General features: G+C 37.0%; 15 protein-coding genes, 2 pseudogenes and 1 riboswitch. Of the genes and pseudogenes, 11 read left to right on the top strand and 6 right to left on the bottom strand.

The genetic code is table 11. From position 1 onward, the window contains the following. The 8 genes and pseudogenes from BUB45_RS14545 to BUB45_RS14580 form a co-directional block, all read left to right on the top strand. Positions 1–276 (top strand): annotated as a pseudogene (locus tag BUB45_RS14545) (hypothetical protein); the annotation flags it as partial. 305 nt (positions 277–581) lie between these two features. Further along, positions 582–730, top strand: a riboswitch (FMN riboswitch). A gap of 765 nt (positions 731–1,495) precedes the next feature. Beyond that, on the top strand, positions 1,496–2,152 hold the full coding sequence (ribE, locus tag BUB45_RS14550; RefSeq protein WP_139300176.1) for a riboflavin synthase: 657 nt from the start codon (positions 1,496–1,498) through the stop codon (positions 2,150–2,152). 89 nt (positions 2,153–2,241) lie between these two features. Continuing rightward, a pseudogene (gene ribB / locus BUB45_RS14555) lies at positions 2,242–2,829 on the top strand (3,4-dihydroxy-2-butanone-4-phosphate synthase); the annotation flags it as partial. Between the two features lie 28 nt (positions 2,830–2,857). Next, the gene (gene ribH / locus BUB45_RS14560) at positions 2,858–3,322 is read left to right on the top strand and encodes a 6,7-dimethyl-8-ribityllumazine synthase (protein WP_371413659.1); all 465 of its coding nucleotides are present in this window, start codon (positions 2,858–2,860) and stop codon (positions 3,320–3,322) included. Positions 3,323–4,016: 694 nt separating this feature from the next. Then, positions 4,017–4,196: a hypothetical protein gene (locus tag BUB45_RS14565; RefSeq protein WP_073011163.1), complete on the top strand. Its 180-nt coding sequence runs from the start codon at positions 4,017–4,019 to the stop codon at positions 4,194–4,196. Positions 4,197–4,202: 6 nt separating this feature from the next. Beyond that, positions 4,203–6,077, top strand: coding sequence for an ABC-F family ATP-binding cassette domain-containing protein (locus tag BUB45_RS14570; protein WP_073011166.1), 1,875 nt, complete (start codon positions 4,203–4,205; stop codon positions 6,075–6,077). Between the two features lie 162 nt (positions 6,078–6,239). Next, positions 6,240–6,830 (top strand): hypothetical protein, encoded by a 591-nt coding sequence (locus tag BUB45_RS14575; protein WP_139300177.1) that lies wholly within the window; start codon positions 6,240–6,242, stop codon positions 6,828–6,830. Positions 6,831–6,881: 51 nt separating this feature from the next. Further along, positions 6,882–7,466, top strand: a complete 585-nt coding sequence (locus BUB45_RS14580) for a hypothetical protein (RefSeq protein WP_073011171.1) — start codon at positions 6,882–6,884, stop codon at positions 7,464–7,466. 57 nt (positions 7,467–7,523) lie between these two features. On the opposite strand, the gene BUB45_RS14585 is transcribed toward BUB45_RS14580, so the two are convergent. Further along, positions 7,524–9,242 carry a DNA-binding protein gene (locus BUB45_RS14585; protein ID WP_244527744.1) on the bottom strand — a complete coding sequence of 573 codons (1,719 nt, stop codon included), beginning with the start codon at positions 9,240–9,242 and terminating at the stop codon, positions 7,524–7,526. A gap of 344 nt (positions 9,243–9,586) precedes the next feature. On the opposite strand from BUB45_RS14585, the gene BUB45_RS14590 reads away from it, so the two are divergent. From BUB45_RS14590 to BUB45_RS14600, 3 genes are all read left to right on the top strand, one after another. Further along, the gene (locus BUB45_RS14590) at positions 9,587–10,633 is read left to right on the top strand and encodes a C45 family autoproteolytic acyltransferase/hydrolase (RefSeq protein WP_073011193.1); all 1,047 of its coding nucleotides are present in this window, start codon (positions 9,587–9,589) and stop codon (positions 10,631–10,633) included. A gap of 257 nt (positions 10,634–10,890) precedes the next feature. Beyond that, a complete protein-coding gene (locus tag BUB45_RS14595; RefSeq protein WP_073011196.1) occupies positions 10,891–11,562 on the top strand; it encodes a hypothetical protein in 672 nt (223 codons plus the stop codon). Between the two features lie 382 nt (positions 11,563–11,944). Further along, the gene (locus BUB45_RS14600; protein WP_073011199.1) at positions 11,945–13,036 is read left to right on the top strand and encodes a glycerol dehydrogenase; all 1,092 of its coding nucleotides are present in this window, start codon (positions 11,945–11,947) and stop codon (positions 13,034–13,036) included. 92 nt (positions 13,037–13,128) lie between these two features. On the opposite strand, the gene BUB45_RS14605 is transcribed toward BUB45_RS14600, so the two are convergent. The 5 genes from BUB45_RS14605 to kynU all read right to left on the bottom strand — a co-directional run bounded on the left by BUB45_RS14605 (position 13,129) and on the right by kynU (position 19,441). Then, positions 13,129–14,472, bottom strand: a complete 1,344-nt coding sequence (locus tag BUB45_RS14605) for a CoA-disulfide reductase (protein ID WP_073011202.1) — start codon at positions 14,470–14,472, stop codon at positions 13,129–13,131. 228 nt (positions 14,473–14,700) lie between these two features. Next, complete coding sequence (locus BUB45_RS14610) at positions 14,701–16,047, bottom strand: sodium-dependent transporter (protein ID WP_073011204.1); 1,347 nt, start codon at positions 16,045–16,047, stop codon at positions 14,701–14,703. Between the two features lie 642 nt (positions 16,048–16,689). Further along, positions 16,690–17,538, bottom strand: a complete 849-nt coding sequence (gene kynA, locus BUB45_RS14615) for a tryptophan 2,3-dioxygenase (protein ID WP_073011207.1) — start codon at positions 17,536–17,538, stop codon at positions 16,690–16,692. Then, complete coding sequence (kynB, locus tag BUB45_RS14620; protein WP_073011210.1) at positions 17,528–18,181, bottom strand: arylformamidase; 654 nt, start codon at positions 18,179–18,181, stop codon at positions 17,528–17,530. The genes kynA and kynB overlap by 11 nt, the downstream gene beginning before the upstream one ends. Beyond that, positions 18,182–19,441: a kynureninase gene (gene kynU, locus BUB45_RS14625; RefSeq protein WP_073011426.1), complete on the bottom strand. Its 1,260-nt coding sequence runs from the start codon at positions 19,439–19,441 to the stop codon at positions 18,182–18,184. Positions 19,442–19,787: the final 346 nt, after the last annotated feature.

The raw sequence follows: 19,787 nt of genomic DNA on the forward strand, positions 1-19,787 counted from the left end.
AAAGTAAATGAGAAGTTCGCAGGTATAGATAGTCGATTTGATAAAGTGGATGAGAAGTTTGTTGAAATGAATGATAGATTTGAAAAGCTGGAAAGAGATATAGAAGAAATAAAAGTGGAGAATCAGTTTATTAAACGTGCTGTATTAGAAACTAATGAGGGCGTTAAAACTATCATGGAAGACCAAAAGTCCATTCATGAAATATTAGGTGAGCATGACGTTTCGATTAGAACGTTACGAAGAAAATCTGCTTTAATTGAGGAATACGAATTGTAATCTATTTTACAATATAGGAAAAGATTATATCATAAAAGAAGCCATCATGCCTTATCTGGTGCGGGACACCCTCTTAATGTTAACCCCCCTGGATAGACAGACAAAACACCTGCAAAATGTGACGATAAGGCAAGCTTTTCTAATATGTAATGAACAAGGCAAGTAAGTTTCTAAACTTGCTTTTTATTTTTGTTATTGATACTATCTAGTTATCAGAAAAGAAAAACATGTGGCAAGCAAAGGTTTCCTCATAAATACTTATGCGTATTCATGTTAGAACTTACTGAAAACCAAAACTAAATATAGCATTCCTTCGGGGCAGGGTGAAATTCCCGACCGACGGTGAAAAGTGGTACGCCACTTTAAGTCCGTGACCCGTTTGATATTCGCGCAAACGGTGGATCTGGTGTGATTCCAGAACCGACAGTTAAAGTCTGGATGGGAGAAGGAAAAAGGTAATTCCATATTTGGATAGTTGTTCCAAACTAGATGGCTTTATTGTGCCTGTTTATCAGGAAGATGAATTGGGTTTTTAGCCATCCGAAAAGAATGACAGATATAAAAGAAAGCGCTGAACTGTATATTTATTCCAAAAAAGTCCGTACACTACATGAAATAAGCAAGTTCTTTTACACGATAAGATAGTGGTTTATCGGATAAGAAAAACCAGTGTTTTATTCCATAAAGACTTGGACACAAGCCATTTTTTCTAAAAATAAGATAAAGAAAAAGGCTCTAGTTGTGGTGGCGAAACAGGGAATAGCTTAAGTTTGACTTTTGTGGGATAGAATCTTAGCTACTTTTTTGATAACTTACTAGCCTTTCTATTATTGACTGTTCAAAAGCGGAAACAAGAGTAATAATTTGACTTTTTTAAGCCCCTAAATCTACGTTTAGGGGCTTTTTGTGGTCTAGGAAGTTATAAAATTTTGCAGCATGGGCCCCGTCCGGCTCCAGCGCCCAACAACTAGGCTACTTCACGAAATTGCCCTACGATAAGTCATAGATCGGTTCGTTCTAAATAGGAAGGCCGACTAAAGACGGGCTTGCTGGAGGATAATGGGAAAGTTTAAAAACTTAAAGTATAAGAAAAACTACAGTTTTTGCTATAAGACTTATCTACAAGTCAAGTTTTTCTAATGATCCTATGTTTTTGCGACCTTCTCCCAGAAGCGATAGGTTATAATTCGGTTAATAATTAAAGGGGAGGATGAGTGGTTTGTTTACTGGAATTATTGAAGAAAAAGGCGAAATCATTTCCATGAAACATACTTCTAAGCACGCAATTGAATTAGCAGTGAAAGGTTTTAAAGTGTTACGTAATGTCCAACTAGGGGACAGTGTAGCTATTAACGGTATCTGCCTAACGGTAACTTCTTTCGATAAGCACAGCTTTACAGTTGACGTTATGCCAGAAACGTTTAAAGCAACTTCTTTACAATCGCTAAAAGTAGGTTCTGCTGTGAACTTAGAACGTGCAATGGCAGCTGACAGTAGGTTTGGAGGACATTTTGTTTCTGGGCATGTGGATGGATTAGGAACCATTATTCGAAAGCAATATGAAGAAAACGCTATTTATTATGATATTAAAATCTCAGCAGATTTAGCGAAGTATGTTATTTGTAAAGGCTCAGTTGCTGTAGATGGTGTTAGCCTAACTGTATTTAAGGTAAAGAACAATACATTTACGATATCGCTTATTCCACATACAGCTTCGGTAACGATAGTAGGGAAAAAGAACATAGGAGAAGTTGTAAATATAGAATGTGACATGCTCATAAAGCATGTTGAACATTTATTGGCGTTTTCAAGAAAAGAAGAAAATTTGAGTACAGCTTTTTTACAAAAGAACGGTTTTATCCCAAACAGAGGATAGTAATCATTGATGTTTCATTTGGTTAATTTTTCATAAAAACTTGGTAAAGTCAAGATGTTCTAGTTTGCTAAATCAGAAAGGAGAATAGTATGGACACGATAGTAGAAGCGGTAGAGGACTTAAAAGCAGGAAAGCTGGTTATTGTAGTTGATGATGAAAATCGAGAAAATGAAGGTGATTTCGTTGCTATATCTGAATACATTAAGGCAGATACCATTAATTTTATGATAACACATGGTAAAGGATTAGTATGCACAGCGGTAGACCGTGAAATAGCCAAACGGCTTGGGTTAGTATTAATGCCAACAACACATACAGACCCATTTGCAACTGCATTTACCATTAGTGTCGATCATAAGAAAACAACAACAGGTATTAGTGCATTTGACCGTGCGACAACCATTCGTGCGCTTGCGAACCCTTTCTCTGGAAAAGATGATTTTCATCAGCCTGGGCATGTGTTTCCGTTAATTGCTAAAGATGGTGGTGTGTTTGTACGTCAAGGACATACAGAAGCTGCAGTGGATTTAGCGAAATTATGTGGAGCTACGCCTTCAGGAACCATATGTGAAATCATCCATAGCGATGGATCGATGGCAAGACTGAATGATTTGGAGAAAATGGCTGAGCAATTTAATATACGGATCATTTCTGTACAGCAATTAGTAACATATAAAATAACACAAAATGAGGAGTGTGGCGTCATTGAGTAACGTAATACAAGGGAACTTAGTTGGAACTGACTTAAAAATTGGCATTGTGGTTGGTAGATTTAATGATTTTATTACTGCAAAACTATTAGAAGGGGCACAAAACACATTACTGCGTCACGGTGTAATCGCTGATCATATTACAGTTGCTTGGGTACCTGGAGCATATGAGATTCCATTAGTTGCGAAGAAGATGGCAATGAAAGAAGCGTATGATGCGATTATTACGCTCGGGGCGGTGATCCGTGGTGCTACGCCACATTTTGATTATGTTTGTAATGAAGCGGCAAAAGGTGTATCGCAAGTATCGTTACTAGCGGATAAGCCAGTTATTTTTGGAATTTTAACAACGGAAACCATTGAGCAGGCGGTTGAAAGAGCAGGTACAAAAGCTGGAAATAAAGGTTCTGAGGCAGCTGTTGCAGCGATTGAAATGGCAAATTTGCTTCAGAGCCTGTAAGGCAGTACACTTAGGTAGTTAACTATATACTTGTAAAATCATTTTTACACCTGAAGAAAATTATATTGATGGAAGGTGTTGTGACGCCTCATTTTAAGGGTTGGAAAATTGTGATTTAAACGATTTTCAGTGGGAGATAACAGCATCTGCATCCTTTTTTTCGTAAGCGTGTTTTCGGTCATCTCCTTGCTATAGGAAGCAAGCACCAGAGATAAAATAGGAAAGGTAAAGTGAAACATTGCTTAATAGAAGTCTGGCGGTAAGTAAGGTTTGTTAAAAAGGTAATGCATTGATCTTAGGCGTATGCTAAGGGTATTATAATAGATAATTGGGATAAAGAAGGGCATGCTTGTATACTTTTTGACAGAAAAGCTATCAAAGCTATCATAGACTCCTAATGAAAGAGCCGCTGCATCCATATAAAAGTGGCTTTGTAAGCGAAGGAGAGTGTTTAAGGGGGATTGTATAGAAACAACATGGTAAACATTGGGAGAACCACTATCTACTATTCTTGCAGTGGATTTTATACAAAGCATATTGCGCTAAAGATTTGACGGAAAGCCAAGCTTTTCTAATACTATAGGAAGGTAAAAAAGTTTAAAGGTGTATAGTATAAGAAAAACTTCAGCTTTCGCCATAAGACTTGGCGACAAACCAAGTATTTCTAATGATACATATTATGGGGGAGATTGTTTTGAAACTTATATTAGCACAACTACTACTCATTGGTGTTGTCTGGATTGGTATGGCTTTTTTCTTTTCGGAAATGACAGAGCCAGCTAAGATTATTTTTTATTTAGTGACTTCATGGATGTTATTATTAATCGTACTTATTGCAAAAATATGGTGGAAAAACAGAAAGAATGAAGGATGATGACAAATGCTATCAATAGAAAATACTTCCAAATCGTTTGGCGATAAAACACTGTTTCAAGCCATTACTTGTCATATTACTCGTGGTGAGCGAATTGGGTTAATTGGCGTCAACGGTACAGGAAAGTCTACCTTTTTAAAAGTTATTGCTCGCATCGAACCAGCAGATCAAGGAGAAATTCATCATGCGAATGATTATCGTATTCAATATTTATCTCAAGACCCGTCATTAGATCCAAACTTAACTGTAATGGAGCAAATCTATTATGGGGACGCGGCTATCATGAAGGTGATGCGTAATTACGAGGAAACGCTGCTTCAGTTACAGCAAAACCCTGAAAGTGAAAAGGTGCAAAACAATTTACTAGCTGCACAGCAAGAAATGGATCGCTTGGGAGCTTGGGAAGCTAATACGACAGCGAAGACCATTTTAACAAAGCTGGGAATTACAGATTTCGATAAGCCAACAGCGACACTCTCAGGAGGGCAAAAAAAGCGAGTAGCTCTTGCGAATGCATTAATTCAGCCTGCTGATCTACTTATTTTAGATGAGCCGACGAACCATTTGGATCATGCGGCTATTGAATGGTTGGAGAAATATTTACAAACGTATCCTGGCTCGCTTTTGCTAGTAACCCATGATCGTTACTTTTTAAATCGAGTTACCAACCGAATTTTTGAATTGGATCGTGGTAATTTATATACGTATGAAGGGAATTATGAACTGTTCTTAGACAAGAAAGCAGAACGTGAAGAATTGGAAAAAAGTGAAGAAATAAAACATCAAAATACGTTGCGACGGGAATTAGCTTGGTTGAGAAGCGGTGTAAAGGCACGCTCTACAAAACAAAAAGCAAGAATTGATCGCGTGCAAGCTATGAAGGGAAAGACGTTTAATACAAAACAGGAACAACTTGAAGTTCCTGTTGGTTCGTCAAGGCTCGGAAACAAAGTTATCGAATTAAAACAGGTGCATAAATCATTTGGAAATAAAAAAATTCTATCTAATGTAAATCAACTGTTAATACCTGGTGACCGTGTAGGTATTGTAGGCCCTAATGGATCTGGAAAGACTACTTTTCTTCATATTATGGCACAACGGCTAATACCTGATGCTGGTGAAGTGATCGTTGGAGATACAGTAAAAATTGGTTATTATACGCAAGGGGAAGAAGAGTTAGACGGAGAACAGCGTATTATTGATTATATTAAAGAGATAGCGGACGTCATTTACACAAAAGATGGTTCTGTGATTACAGCTGAGCAAATGCTGGAACATTTTTTATTCTCGCGGAAACAGCAATGGACGTATATTCGAAAATTATCGGGCGGAGAAAAGCGAAGGCTATATTTACTGAAAGTGTTAATGCAAGAGCCTAATGTGTTGTTTCTGGATGAACCAACAAATGACCTAGATACGCAAACGTTAAGCGTGCTAGAAGAGTACTTGGATCGTTTCCCAGGAGTTGTCGTCACTGTTTCTCATGATCGTTATTTCTTAGATCGAGTTGTCGACAGATTAATTATTTTTGATGGCAAAGGGAATATTACTTCGTATCATAGTAATTATAGCGATTTTTTAGCGCAACAAGAGAAAGCCGAAACAGCAACGAAAGCGGAAGAAAAGACCAAGATCGTAAAACAATCACCAAGACCACAAAAGAAAAAGCTGTCCTATATGGATAAGAAAGAATGGGACGAAATCGAGGATGTTATAGCTTCGTTGGAAGAAAAACTAGAAACGATTAAAAATGATATTGTGGAGGCGGGAAGCGATTCAGAAAAAGTGCAGAAACTATACGAAGAGCAGATGAGCGTAGAACAAGCTCTAAATAAAAAAATGGACAGATGGGAAGAACTATCCTTGCTTATAGAAGAATAGTTCCCTCTATATAAAAAAACACGGTGTTTGTTATCTATAGCACGGTGTTTTTTCGTTATTTAACAAATAGTAGCTCATCTGATATTTTGCATAAAATAAACCTTTTATGTCTAAACTTACAAAGAGTAGATGATGTACTTTTGTTATAAATATATATGTGCTATGACTGATATCAAAAAGGTGAGTTTATTGAGTGCTGAAACATTATATCTGCAAATATATAACTTGAAAGAAAAACTGGGTAAGTTAGAATCAGAGTACTGGCAACTTACCTCTAATGTTGAAACATGGTATTTTTGGTTTAATATTTCGTTTTTCTTTATCCCGCTGTTCATTTTATACAAATTTATTGAACGAGAGAGAATATTTGAAATATCATTTTATGGATATTCTGTTCATATGATTAGTTCCAAAGTGAATGGTGCGTTAGAGGCGAATAATTTGGTTGTTCACCCTCATGATTTAACATCTTTATTTCCTAGTGGGATGACAGTAACAGCGGTCATTTTACCAGTAGCTTATATGCTATTGTATCAATATTGTACGAAGAAAAATAAAAATTTTTATGGCTATGCATTATTATTAACTATTTTTATTGCCTATGGATTTGATTACGTATTTGTTCTGAGTGATTATTTAAGGTTAAATAAAGGAATGAATTTAACTTATCTACTATTGCTTAATTTTTTGGTAGCGTCTTTGGCTTATTGGTTAACCTATTTATTTAGATGGATTAAAATGCAAACAAAGTAGAAAGATGAGATTTATTAAATGAATCGTAAAGCGATGTGAGGTGAGTGAGTCATGAACGAACAAGATATACTGAATAAAATATTACTTTTAAAAGATGAGTTGGATTATTACAGGCAAGAATTCTGGGAGCTAACGTCAAGTTTCGATACATGGCAATTTTGGTTTAATTGGATAAGTGTTCTGATTCCACTTATTCTCTTGTACATTTTTATAGATCGAAAACGCGTTTTTGAATTAGGCTTTTTTGGGTTTGCTATTCATGTGATGTGGACAAATATAGATACAGTATTATCTATGAAGAATGTATTAATTACTCCACATAATATTTTTTATTTATTTCCAGCCAGCTTAACAATTACAACGGTTGTATTGCCAATAGGTTTTATGTTTATATATCAATATTGCAAAAACAAAGGAAGAAATTACTATATTGCAGCAATTATTATGTCAGCCTTTTTCGGGTATGTGTTAGCACCTACTTTTGAAGCAATAGGAATGCTGGAGTTACGAGCAGGCATGCGATTTACTTACATTTTTTTAATTGACATTACCGTTGCTTATTTGGCTTATTGGTTAACGAAGGGGTTCTGGTTATTAAAACGGCATGGAGGTAAATCATCAAAACAAGCAGGTTAACCTAAGGATAGCCTGCTTGTTGAAGGATTATTTTTAAAGTTGTAAAAACACTTTATTTTACTGTTCGGTGTTGGTCAAACCCTCAATTGCGATCGTTTCTACGATAGCTGTTTGGTTGTCTCTAATATTAGCTTCTAATTTTACTTTATCTCCTTGCTGCAAGAATATGGCTCTTGGAGCTTTTCCGGAGTTCACCGTGTAGATAATAGGGTCATCTTGAAGTAGAAATTGTACAACTTGCTTTTTATCTTGCGTTGTAACTAGTACACGTTCTACTTCTCCGTCACGCTTTTCTAAGTTTGCGTCTCCCGTTGATTCAACATTACTTGGATCTTGTGCCAAAGCAAGTCGATAAGATTCTAGTGTGCCTCTAGCAGTATCTCCAAAGACGACGAAATCGGAATCGGCTGCTTTAATATAAGCATAATGTTTAAAGAGTCCATTTGGATCGAGAACATTCACGACCCATGTAGGGTTTCCATCGATATTATAAAGAACCGGCATGGATCCAGTCCATTTTTTCTCTGGAAATTCTTTGTTGACAATCTCTTTTGCACCTTTGCTATCCATAATGCCGTTATTTTTTTCACCATTATAATATGTTAATTTACCTGTTCTAGCATTTATTAGTGTATAACCTAGGGCAGAGTCAATATTTTCCTTTGGAGAGGACATATCTGTAAAATAATGCATTTCCCCATTTTCGTCAAAAATTGGTGTAACACTTGCTTCCGTTCCAGATTCGTTCGGTATTTTAACATCTTTTTTGCCAAAGATAGAATTGAGCCATCCATGCACATATTTTCCGAAGTATTCATTTTCCTCTGAAGCCATCTCAGAGCTAATAGGGCCTTCAATAAATGAAGGTGCTTCTTCTGATTTATACAGTTTTACATTACTGGAGACTGGATCAACAACAGCGACATGTAAATTTTGCAAATTAGGTTTATTCGTTAAGCCAATCGGTTTATACAGTGTCTGTACATACCAAGGTTTTCCTTCTTCATCGACTTCAATTTGCGCTTCTCCACTTTGAATATAACCAGGATGTGCATTGTAAATCGTTCGTGATATTTGATGGTTAAAGTAACTTGAATTGGTATATTTCATCTTGCTCTTTATAAATTTTGGCTGCGCGTTTACATCTGTAGCTGAGATGGTGAAATATCCTTCTGTTTCTTTACCGCGAAAATATTTCCAAAACCCAGTAAACTCTACAGGGGCTACAAAAACGATCTCGTCACCAATCTTTTGTACTTGTAATTTACCTAGGTCATAAAACTGTGTATTTGGTACTACACTCATTGCCTTTTGCACTTTATTTCTTGCGAATTCTGGTGATACAACAATTGGTGTTGCGTCTTGATCTAATGGTTTTGCTTCATCTACCTCTTCTTTGGTTATGGATTGATGTGCATCATCTAACGTAAAGATTCCTAGAATGATGAAACCGGGAATAGTAATAATGGCAAGCAGAATAAGTGCGCCTGTAATAGCATCAAAATGCTTGGTTGATTTCGTGAATGGTTTACTTTTTGTTAGTGCATATAAGCTAACCATTCCTACAGTCCCGACAATTAAATTTGCTATTGTCATGTTCGGTATCGTAATTGGTGGCATGACTATGTATATGATAATCACACTGAGTATGAATAAGGTCACAAAAACAAGTCCAACTGCTTTTAGTGTTGTCATGCGGTATTTTTTATTTTGCGCAATAAAAAATATAGCGATAAGGGCATACAAAATAAATGAAAGTATTGTTGTTGTTAGCATTCCTATCAATTTTTCCACTCCTTAAAAAATTTGGCTTGTCGCCAAGTATTCTGGTGACAAGCTGTAGTTTTGCTTATACTATAAACCTTTATGCTTTCCTATAGTATAAATAAAAAATCTACCTGTTTCTACGTTTTTAAAAAGAGAAAAGTTTCATTAAAGTATAAACTGTTTAAAACGGAGGGTGTTATCACATTAGAAAAACCTCATACTTTCTTAAAGTGTAAAATAAACTATAGTGTTTATGATAGGGTTGGCAAGGACCTAAGCAAAACTTTTCGATTTTCAAATGGAAGAAAAAGGATTACAATGAGAAAATAAATGAAGGAAAAGGGAGGGAAATGATGCAAACCATCTATAGTGATGTGAAACAATTTCGGGGCAGTCATTATGATTTTGGCTATCAACAAGGATTGGATCTAAAGCAGGCATACATATTACAAAATAGGAAAAAACAATGGAATATTCGACAACCACGATTTGACATTCATGAAACTGAAGTAAAGCGAATCGTCCAACCAATTGCACCCGGAATCTGGGATGAATTATGTGGGTTAATGGATGCACTTCAATGGCAGATGGTTGATATACTAAAAGAATTTGGTGGTTACCGACTGGAATATAAAAAAAGCGGCTGTTCCATTTTTACTAGTTCTGATTACATGATTCGTAACTACGATTACCATCCGAAGACTTATGAGGGTCGCTATATGGTTTTTCAGCCGAACGATCAAGGCTATGCAACGATTGCTCCATCTCAACGCATCACTGGTAGAATGGATGGAATGAATGAACACGGATTAGCAATCGGCTATAATTTTATTCACCGGCGTCGTCCGAAAGACGGATTTATTTGTAATATGATTGCAAGAATTATCCTAGAGAATTGTAAAAATGCACAAGAAGCAATAGCTTTATTACAGGAAATCCCCCATCGACATTCGTTTAGTTATGTTTTATTGGATAAAAATGGGGAAAGCTATATTGTAGAAGCGTCACCTCGGTCTGTATATATTCGTACAGATCAAGTTTGTACCAATCACTTTGAGAATCTGGTTGAAGAGAATCGCCATCATTTAAAAGACTCAAAACGAAGGCAACAAACCATCCAGGAGGAAACGAACGCTACAACCAGTGCTTATGAAGCTTTTAAGCTGATGAATGATTCTAAACGTGGGGTTTTTTCGACGAAATATAAGCAATGGGCTGGTACGATTCATACATCAGGTTATTTTCCTAAGCAGTTAAAAGCATGGTTCGCTTTGGGAAGCGATAGAGACCCGGTTATTTTTGATTTCAAAAAGTGGTTAAGTGGAAAAAACTTTACTATTAAACAGGTGATTGGTAAAGTAGATACTTCATTACCGTTTATTCATATGGAAAGAATATGAACGTAAAGTATGTGCTGTAAGGCGACGAGTTAAACAAAGTGAGAATACATTTTGCTAAATACGTTTTTGTAAAAACTTAGGTGAAAACCATTGCATGAATATGTGATAGCACCATGAAAAAAACCACCATGAAAAGCTTACTTTAGCGTGGGGAAAAGTTTAAATAACTAGAAAAAAAGGAATATCAATATAAGTCTTTCCTTTTGTACCATAGTTGTAATATACTCTAATGGAACATCATTATAGGAGGTAGTCTAATGAAGCTTTTTCAAGTGAGGAAAGGGCAGTTTGTTTTTTATCGAAATGAATTGCACCAAGTGTATTCAGTAAAACCGATGTTTAAGAAATCTGTCCATTTATATCGTTTAAAGGATATGCAACAGATATTGACGAAAGCAAGTGAAATTGAATTATGTCGCCCACAACATAATGATACATTTATTTTTTATGGGAAACGATATACCATTGATAAATATAAACGACCAGAGCCAGGTGATTATATTCTAATCATTAAGCCAGCGCCAGATTTTCTTGACCACTATTCACTGAATGCGATTGAAAAAGTTGATAGTGTAGAAGATGGGAATGTGGTTACTACTAGGGATAATGGTGTAAAGCATAGCGAATATGTTGTGATGGTTCCAGGGAAAGCAGAAGCTAGTCGAGAAATTGCATATTATGATAAAAGTTTGGTCCCTGAGGAACAGCAAATTCAAGATGAATCGATCAGCTACTTGGCAGAAAGTGATACGAATCTTAAACCTGCTGTTGGGGATATTTATATTGATGTACATCAAGAAACAAAGGCAATGATTGTTGCGATGACCGAAGATGAAGTCGTATTTGGTCACGGTGTTCGTATACATGTATCTGATTTGTTAAATGAAGAGAAGTATAAATTAGTTTATCGGTTTGAAGAGGATTTATAAGGAGTAGCTGACTCTACAGAAAGCGCGTTTTCTAGTAGGGTTGGCTATTTCATTTTTAAGGTGTTGTACGAGCCTATTTGAGCAATGAAGACTGTAGGAGGCATAAATTAGAGTGAAAAAATAATACTTAAGTTGCTTCTGACACACTATAGAAATGTATAAAATCTTAGATTTATTAAAAAAATGTGAAATTAGTCACGAAAAGCTTGTATAATTTATTTGATCACTGATATACTAAAAGGTGTACGAAGTACTAAAATTTTCCGGTGATTCAATGGGAAATGCAGGTATGTAAAGAAGAAGTTTTTTATAAATGAGCTCAAGCTTTTGTTATGTTGCCTGCATATCAACTACTAGATAACCGGTAGAAGGGGCGATGACAATGTCAGAAATCATTTTTATTTCACCAAGCAAGTATATTCAAGGAAAAGATGCTTTAAAGAGTCTAGGAAAACATGTCAAGCCAATTGGTAAAAAGCCATTAATTTTGTCTGATGATGTGGTATGGGAGATTACAAAAGAAACCATTGAAGCAAGTATGAAAGAAGAAAATGTAGCTTATCATTATGTACCATTTAATGGTGAGGCATCCATAGCTGAAATTGATAGAGTTGTAAAGGAAGGTAAAGAAGCAAGTGTTGATACGGTAATAGGTGTAGGTGGTGGAAAGACGCTAGATACTGCAAAAGCAATTGCTGACGGACTGGAAGTAAGCGTTATTATTGTTCCAACAACTGCGTCTACTGATGCTCCTACAAGTGCGTTATCCGTTATTTATAGCGATGAAGGTGTATTTGAGTCGTATAAATTTTATGATAAAAACCCAGATCTTGTATTAGTTGATACCGCCGTTGTCGCTAAAGCGCCTGCAAGGCTGTTTGCTTCTGGAATCGCTGATGCAATGGCAACATGGGTTGAGGTAAGAGCTACATTGAAGAGTAATGGAGAAGCTATGGCAGGTGGAAAACCAAGTATTGCTGCGAAAGCTATTGCCAAAGAATGTGAACATACACTATTTGCATATGGTGAGGCTGCATTTCAAGCAGTGAAGAAAGGTATTGTAACCAAACATGTAGAAGCTGTAGTTGAAGCAAATACATTGTTATCTGGTTTAGGTTTTGAAAGTGGCGGTCTAGCCGGTGCGCACGCTATCCATAATGGTTTCACAGTTCTAGAAGGCGATATTCATCATTTAACACATGGTGAAAAGGTCGCTTATGGTACATTAGTACAGCTTGTTTTAGAATTGCATCCAAAAGATGAGTTACAAAAATACATCGACTTTTATAAGAAATTAAGCTTGCCAACGACTTTAAAAGAGATGCATTTGGATAATACTTCTTATGAAGATTTACTTCGAGTTGGTAAGGCTGCTACACAGGAAGGCGAAACGATGAGCAATTTATCCAATGAAGTTACTGCAGATGATGTGGCCAATGCCATTCTTGCTGTAGACCAATTAAGTAATGCGTAAGCTTAAAATAAGAAAAGAAATCGTAAAAAAGAACCGTCTAATAGTTTTAGGACGGTCCTTTTTTTGTACTATAGGAAACTAACAAGATTGTTCTATTTCTTTAACATAGATGCTGCTTTGTATCCAAGGATATTCACGGGATCTTTTGGACTAGAATAAGGCGGTGCATAGGCAAGCTCTAATTCTTGCAAATCAAAAACAGTAAGCTTCCCTTTAATAGCAGTTGATAGAATGGCCAACCGTTTATCAGCACCTGCATAGCCAACCACTTGTCCACCGTAAATCTGCCCATTTTTAGCATCAAATAAAACTTTGATCCAAAGCTTGTCTGCAGAAGGAAAATAACTAGCATTTGATAAGGTTTCTATTGTTGTTTCTTTAAATGACATACCATTCGCTGTTAAACTGTTACGGTTAGCTCCTGTGGCTCCAATGGTCATATCAAATAGCCTTAATATACTTGAGCCAATAGTCCCTTGATAGGGGATATGTTCATTGTTTAAATGGCTAGCGATGATAAATGCTTGGCGATGGGCTGGCCAGGCTAAAGCAATCATTTTTGCTGCTCCAGTAATTTCATCGGTTGTCTCCACAGCGTCTCCAAGTGCATAGATGGAAGGGTCTTCCGTTTGCATAAAATGATTTACTTTAATAGCGCCTGTTTCGCCAATTGATAAATCCGCATTGCTTGCTAATTGGGTATGTGGTTTTATTCCTACAGCCATAATGGTCAGATCAGCTTCTACTGTTTTGCCGCTCTCTAAATGTAAAGTTCTTCCGTCATTCGTAAACTTTTTTAACCCATCATGAAGGACTAAGTTTATATTTTTTTCTTTTATATACGAATGGACAAGTGCAGCCATATCACTATCTACGGGATTCATTACTTGCTCAGACCGATCAATTAATGTGCATGTTATCCCTTGTTCATAAAGATTTTCCAGCATTTCTAAACCAATAAAACCTCCTCCAACGATGGCGGCTGTTTTTGGTTGCTGTTCTTGCATGTACTTCGCAATTTTATCCATATCAGGGATTGTGTGCAGAGAAAAAGTGCGTGCTTTATTTAATCCTGGGATAGAAGGCATGATTGCGGTAGCGCCTGGAGATAAAATAAGTTTGTCGTAGTTCTCCGTGTTTTCTTGCCCATCTGCCATGTAAGTAACTGTTTTCTCGTTTCGCTGAATGGCGGTTACCTCAGCCTTGGTTCTTACGTTTACACTATACTTTTCGGCAAATTTCTCTGTAGAAAATAAAATCTGATCTCGGTCTTGCACAGTACCTCCTAAATAATAGGGCATGCCACAATTGGAAAAAGCGACGTATTCTCCTTTTTCAAACAGCATAATGACAGCATCTTGATTATTTCTACGAATTTGTGCTGCAACTGTAGCGCCTCCACCAACTCCACCTACAATGAGTATTTTCTGTGCCATGAAACCACTCTCCTTATGTCTCTTTTATTAACTTAGCGCAAGTCGTCTAGTTAGGAAGAAGACTAGACATGCCAAAATCTGCAATTGCAATTCAAAGTAAAACCCTCTTAGGGAAAAAATAAATCGCTATAATTATTCTTCCCTCTCTATAAGTGTTCAAACGAGGCATAGATTCTTGACACAGAAAGTGAGTTATTTGATAACCCTTATAGTCGCATCCATGTTCTCTTATATGAAGCCAAGAGAACCTAAAAATACGATAAGAATAGTTATTGGCGCTAGCCAGCGAAGTAATTGGTACCAAGCCTTATATACCGTATCTCCTAGTTCATTTCCATAACCAAACTCTTGCTTTATGAGCTGTTTTTCAAGCTTAAAGCCGACAAATAAGGAAATAAATAAACACCCACCAGGGAGCATAATATTACTTACTAAAAAATCGGAAGCATCGAAAAATGTTTTTCCAAAAATAGTTACGTCCGATAAACTGCTAGAAGATAATGCTGCAGGGATTCCGGTAATAAATATAAGCATACCTGCCAGAAAAGCTACGGTCCGTCGGGAACGTTGTTTCTTTGCTGTCACGGCTGCAGTAATAATTTCGAGCATGCTAAGTGAAGAGGTTAATACGGCAAATAAGAATAATAATAGAAATAAACTTAAAAACAACTCTCCAAATGGCATCTGAGCAAAAGCTTCAGGTAAAACAATAAATAATAACCCTGGCCCCTCAGCAGGTTCTAAGCCGAAAGCAAACACAACAGGAAATATAGCTAAACCTGCAAGCAAAGAGACAAAAATATTCATAATAGAAACAGAAGCTGCTGACATTGGCAAACTAACATCCTTTTTCAAGTAAGAACTATAAGTGACCATGACGGAAACACCTACTGCAAGGGAGAAGAAGGATTGCCCCAGTGCATAAAGAACATTTTCTGTGTTTAATTTTGAGAAATCAGGTTGTAAAAAGAAACGAATTCCTTCCATCGCTCCTTCGAAAGTGACGGATCGAATGACGAGAATGATGAAAAAAATAAATAATAATGGCATTAAAATTTTACTTGTTTTTTCAATTCCATCCTTAACACCAAAGGAAACAACAATAATATTAATAAGAATAAATAGGAAATGGCCTAAAATTGTATAAAAAGGACTACCAGTAATCGTGGCGAATAGATCGGCATAGTTTGTTTCATTCCCAATAATCATTCCTGGAATAGATAAAAAGCTGTACGTGAGCACCCACCCGCCTACAACGCTATAAAAAGACATGAGTAGAAATGATCCAGCTACGCCCCAATGTCCAATAAATTTCCATAAGCCTCGTTTGGGAGCTAACGTTTGGTATGCTGATATGGCTTCTTTTTGTGCACCTCTGCCAATAATAAATTCAGCTATTAATATAGGTAAGCCGATAATAATCGTAAAAGCAATAAATAAAAGGAAAAAAGCACCACCACCATTTTCCCCTGTCATATATGGAAATTTCCAAATAGCTCCAAGTCCAATCGCCGCACCAGCTGACGAAAGAATAAATCCAATTTTACTTGCCCATTGCTCTGGTTTATTTTGCATAAAAAGTCTATCTTCCTTTCTGTGAAACCTTTTTTCCCGTTTTAAAGGCTTGACGATAAGCCAAGTTTTTCTAACGGTCTAGGGAATTATAAAATTTTGTAGCTGTGGATAACCTTACTAAGTTATTTAGCTACGTCCGGCGCAAGCGCCCAGCAACTAGGCGACTTCACTCCATTGTCCTAAGCTAAGTCATCATCGGTTCGTTCTAAATAGAAAGGCCGACTAAAGACGGCCTTGCCGGAGGACGCCGGCATACTCCTGTTACAGGGGCATGATTCCTAAAACTTTCGTTGATTCGTTCCACTCGCTACGTTGCTAAACGGTTGCCCCGAGCCTTTGTACCGAAATGAAAATAGAGAGGAGTTCAACCTCTCTTTGTTTTGGTTTTGTAGATTATATTTTACTCTATTTTGATTGCTAAAAAAAGTCAAGTTATTTTCGCAACTAATTTATATTTCATATTCATATTCATATTCATAAAAGGGCAGAAGAATTTCCATGTGAGGTAGGTATACACTGCTGCTTCATTTATCTATATGATTTTCCTGCATAAATTGGAAGATCCGAGCTGCACAATCGGCAAGAAAGATAGCTGCTAAATGAACCATTTATACATTTAACACGAGTGAAAGAAATGCAACTTTATAGTTTGCTACGTATTTCCCATAACTCAGGGAAAAAATAGTGATCAAGTACTTTTTTTAAATAGTGCACACCTGATGAACCACCTGTTCCGCTTTTAAAGCCAATAATTCGTTCTACGGTTTTCATATGTCTGAATCGCCATTGTTGGAACCAATCTTCAATGTCTACCAGTTTTTCCGCAAGCTGGTATAATTCCCAATAATGGTTGGTATTTTGGTAGACAGTTAGCCAAGCTTTCTCAACGGAAACCTCTTTTTCATATGTTTTTGAATAATCTCGTTGTAAAATGTCCGGATTAATTGTTAATCCTTGTTTTGCCAAAGCTATAATAGCCACATCATAAAGACCAGGTGCATAGTACGCATTCCTTAATACTTGGTAAACCTCTGGGTCTTTTTCATATATTTTTAAAATATAGGGGGTCTTGTACCCAAGTACAAATTCGACAAGCCGATATTGGTAGGATTGGAAACCTGATGCATTCCCAAGGCTGTCTCTAAATTCCATGTATTCTGCGGGTGTTAAAGTAGATAATACATCCCAAGCTTGAATAATTTGCGATTGCGTTTTTGAAACACGTGCTAACATTTTAAAAGATGCTTGCAATTTCCCCTCTTGAATTGCTGTAATTGCTGCTTGGATTTCATGGATAATTAATTTTAGCCAAAGCTCACTCACTTGATGAATAATGATAAAGAGCATTTCATCATGATGGGTAGATAAACGTTTTTGGCTAGCTAACAATGTATGTAACTGTAAATAGTCCCCATATGTCATTTTTTCTTTGAAATCTGTATGAATCCCATCTTCCGCATGAAAAACGCGATCTTCTTTATTATTTACCATGTAGCTTCTCCTCCTTTTTAATGGGGCGTATGACTGCGCGGACAGGGCTGCCATCAGCGCCTTGTATAGCTAGTGGAAGGGCTATAAGTTCGTATTCTCCAATTGGTACAGTATCCAACAGCAAATTTTCTAAAATAAGTATTCCATGTTTGCTTAAAGCGTGATGTGTGGATAAGTCTTTACTATCTGGTGCATCGACAGAAGGCATATCGACGCCTAATAAAACAACACCTTGCGCTTGCAAGAAGGGGGCAATATCTGGATCTAAATATGGAAGCGCTTCAGGAAATCGAGTTGGATTATTTGGCAAAGATGTGTGTAATAAAACGCGCTTGATATCGTTTGACCAATTCATCTGTGATAAAACTGCAGCATTAATGATATCCGTTCGGCTTACATCGAGAACGACCGCCTTGCCAATATATGGTTCGAGCGGTAGTTGGTCGACTGTTTTTCCGTTTTTGCTAAAGTGATACGGCGCATCAATATGTGTACCAATATGCAAGCTCGTTTGTATATTGCCGATATTTACAGAATTTGTTTCCACCATGGAAGCAGTTAACTGATATTGAAAAGGCGTGTCTCCAGGCCAATGGGCAATCTGATTTGAAAGCGGTTGGGAAATATCTATCCATTGTGCCATCTATGCAATCACTCCCCGTTTATTTTCATAGTTTGTATAGGTTTTTTCTTCCATAATATTTTTAAGTATTTGTACGGTTTGCCATACTTCTGAAAATGTATTATACAAAGCAACAGGGGCTAAACGAATCCCATTTGGGTTGCGAAAGTCTGGAATAACGCCATTTGCTTTTAATGCTTTACATATGCGGGCAGCTTCTTTATGTTCTAAATATATATGTCCACCTCGAAGGGAATCTGATCGTGGATTCGCTATTGTAAAACCATATCCAGCAAGCTCTTTGTCGATTAAATTCATGAAATAGGCTGTTAACTGTAGTGATTTTTTCCTTATCGCTTCTATGCCTGCTTCTGTAATCATTTCCAGTGAACCAATTAATGGGGCGGCACTTAACACATGTGGTGTCCCAATTTGAAATGCACCGGCATGAGTAGCAGGTGTTAAGTTATGTTCCATATCAAATTGTTTCGCTTTGTCGGAACTAAACCATCCTGCAAGTCCAGGAGCGGTTCCGAAATGCTTGCGATTAACATATAAGCCACCAACACTGCCTGGTCCCCCGTTTAAATGCTTATACGTACACCAAAAGGCAAAATCAACGTCCCATGCTGACAATTGATGTGGAATGGCTCCAATCGAATGACACAGGTCAAAGCCTACTTTGATGCCTCTTAGATGTGCTTCTTCTGTAATCGTTTCCATATCTAGAATTTGTCCACTTCGGTATAGAACACTAGGTAAGATAATAAAGGCGATATCTTCTGTCATTGCTTCAATAATTGCAGACGTTTGTAATGTGTTTCCATCTGTACTTTTTACTTGAACGAGATGATCATCTGGGTTCAGCCCTTTTAATTGTAATTGGCTTTTTAATGCATAAATATCGGATGGGAAATTTAGAGTATCAGCAAGGATTTTCGTTCGCTTTCCATATGGTTGAAAAAAACTTGCCGTAAGCTGATGTAAATTTGCAGTTGTTGACCCAGTAATCATTACTTCCTTATCAAGGGCTCCTATTAACGGTGCGGTCATCGCTCCTAATGTTTCCGATAAATAAAACCAAGGATATTCTCCTTCCGTCCATCCATCGATCCCATGCTCTTTCCAGGAATTTAATAAATGGAGAAGTGCCGTCTCTGCTCGGGTAGATAGTAATCCTAAAGAATTACCATCCAAATAAATTTTTTCAGAAGAAGTGTAAAACTCTTCTCGATAGTGACCTAATGTATCATGTTTGTCTAATTGCTTGGCTTTATGCATATTTGTTTGCAAACTTTTCTCCCCCCACAACAAGAATTTTAGTGACCTTACTGACTATTTTAACAAATAACACGGTGTTTTGGTCACATTTCTTGTGCGCGACAGAAAATTTAAAGCATCTCTAGAGGAATAACCTGCGCCCTAAGATAAGGTCTCCACGAAGACGAGCAGATGAGCTATTTTAGGAAGAAAGCGAGCGAAATCCCGTGTAGGTGAGCGATTTTAGGAAGAAGGCGAGCGAAATCCCGGAGAGGTGAGCGATTTTAGGAAGAAGGCGAGCGAAATCCCGTGTAGAAGAGCGATTTTTGGAAGAAGGCGAGTGAAATTCTGGGGAGGTGAGCGATTT

Source organism: Virgibacillus chiguensis (assembly GCF_900129865.1).
Taxonomy (GTDB): Bacteria; Bacillota; Bacilli; order Bacillales; family Amphibacillaceae; genus Virgibacillus; species Virgibacillus chiguensis.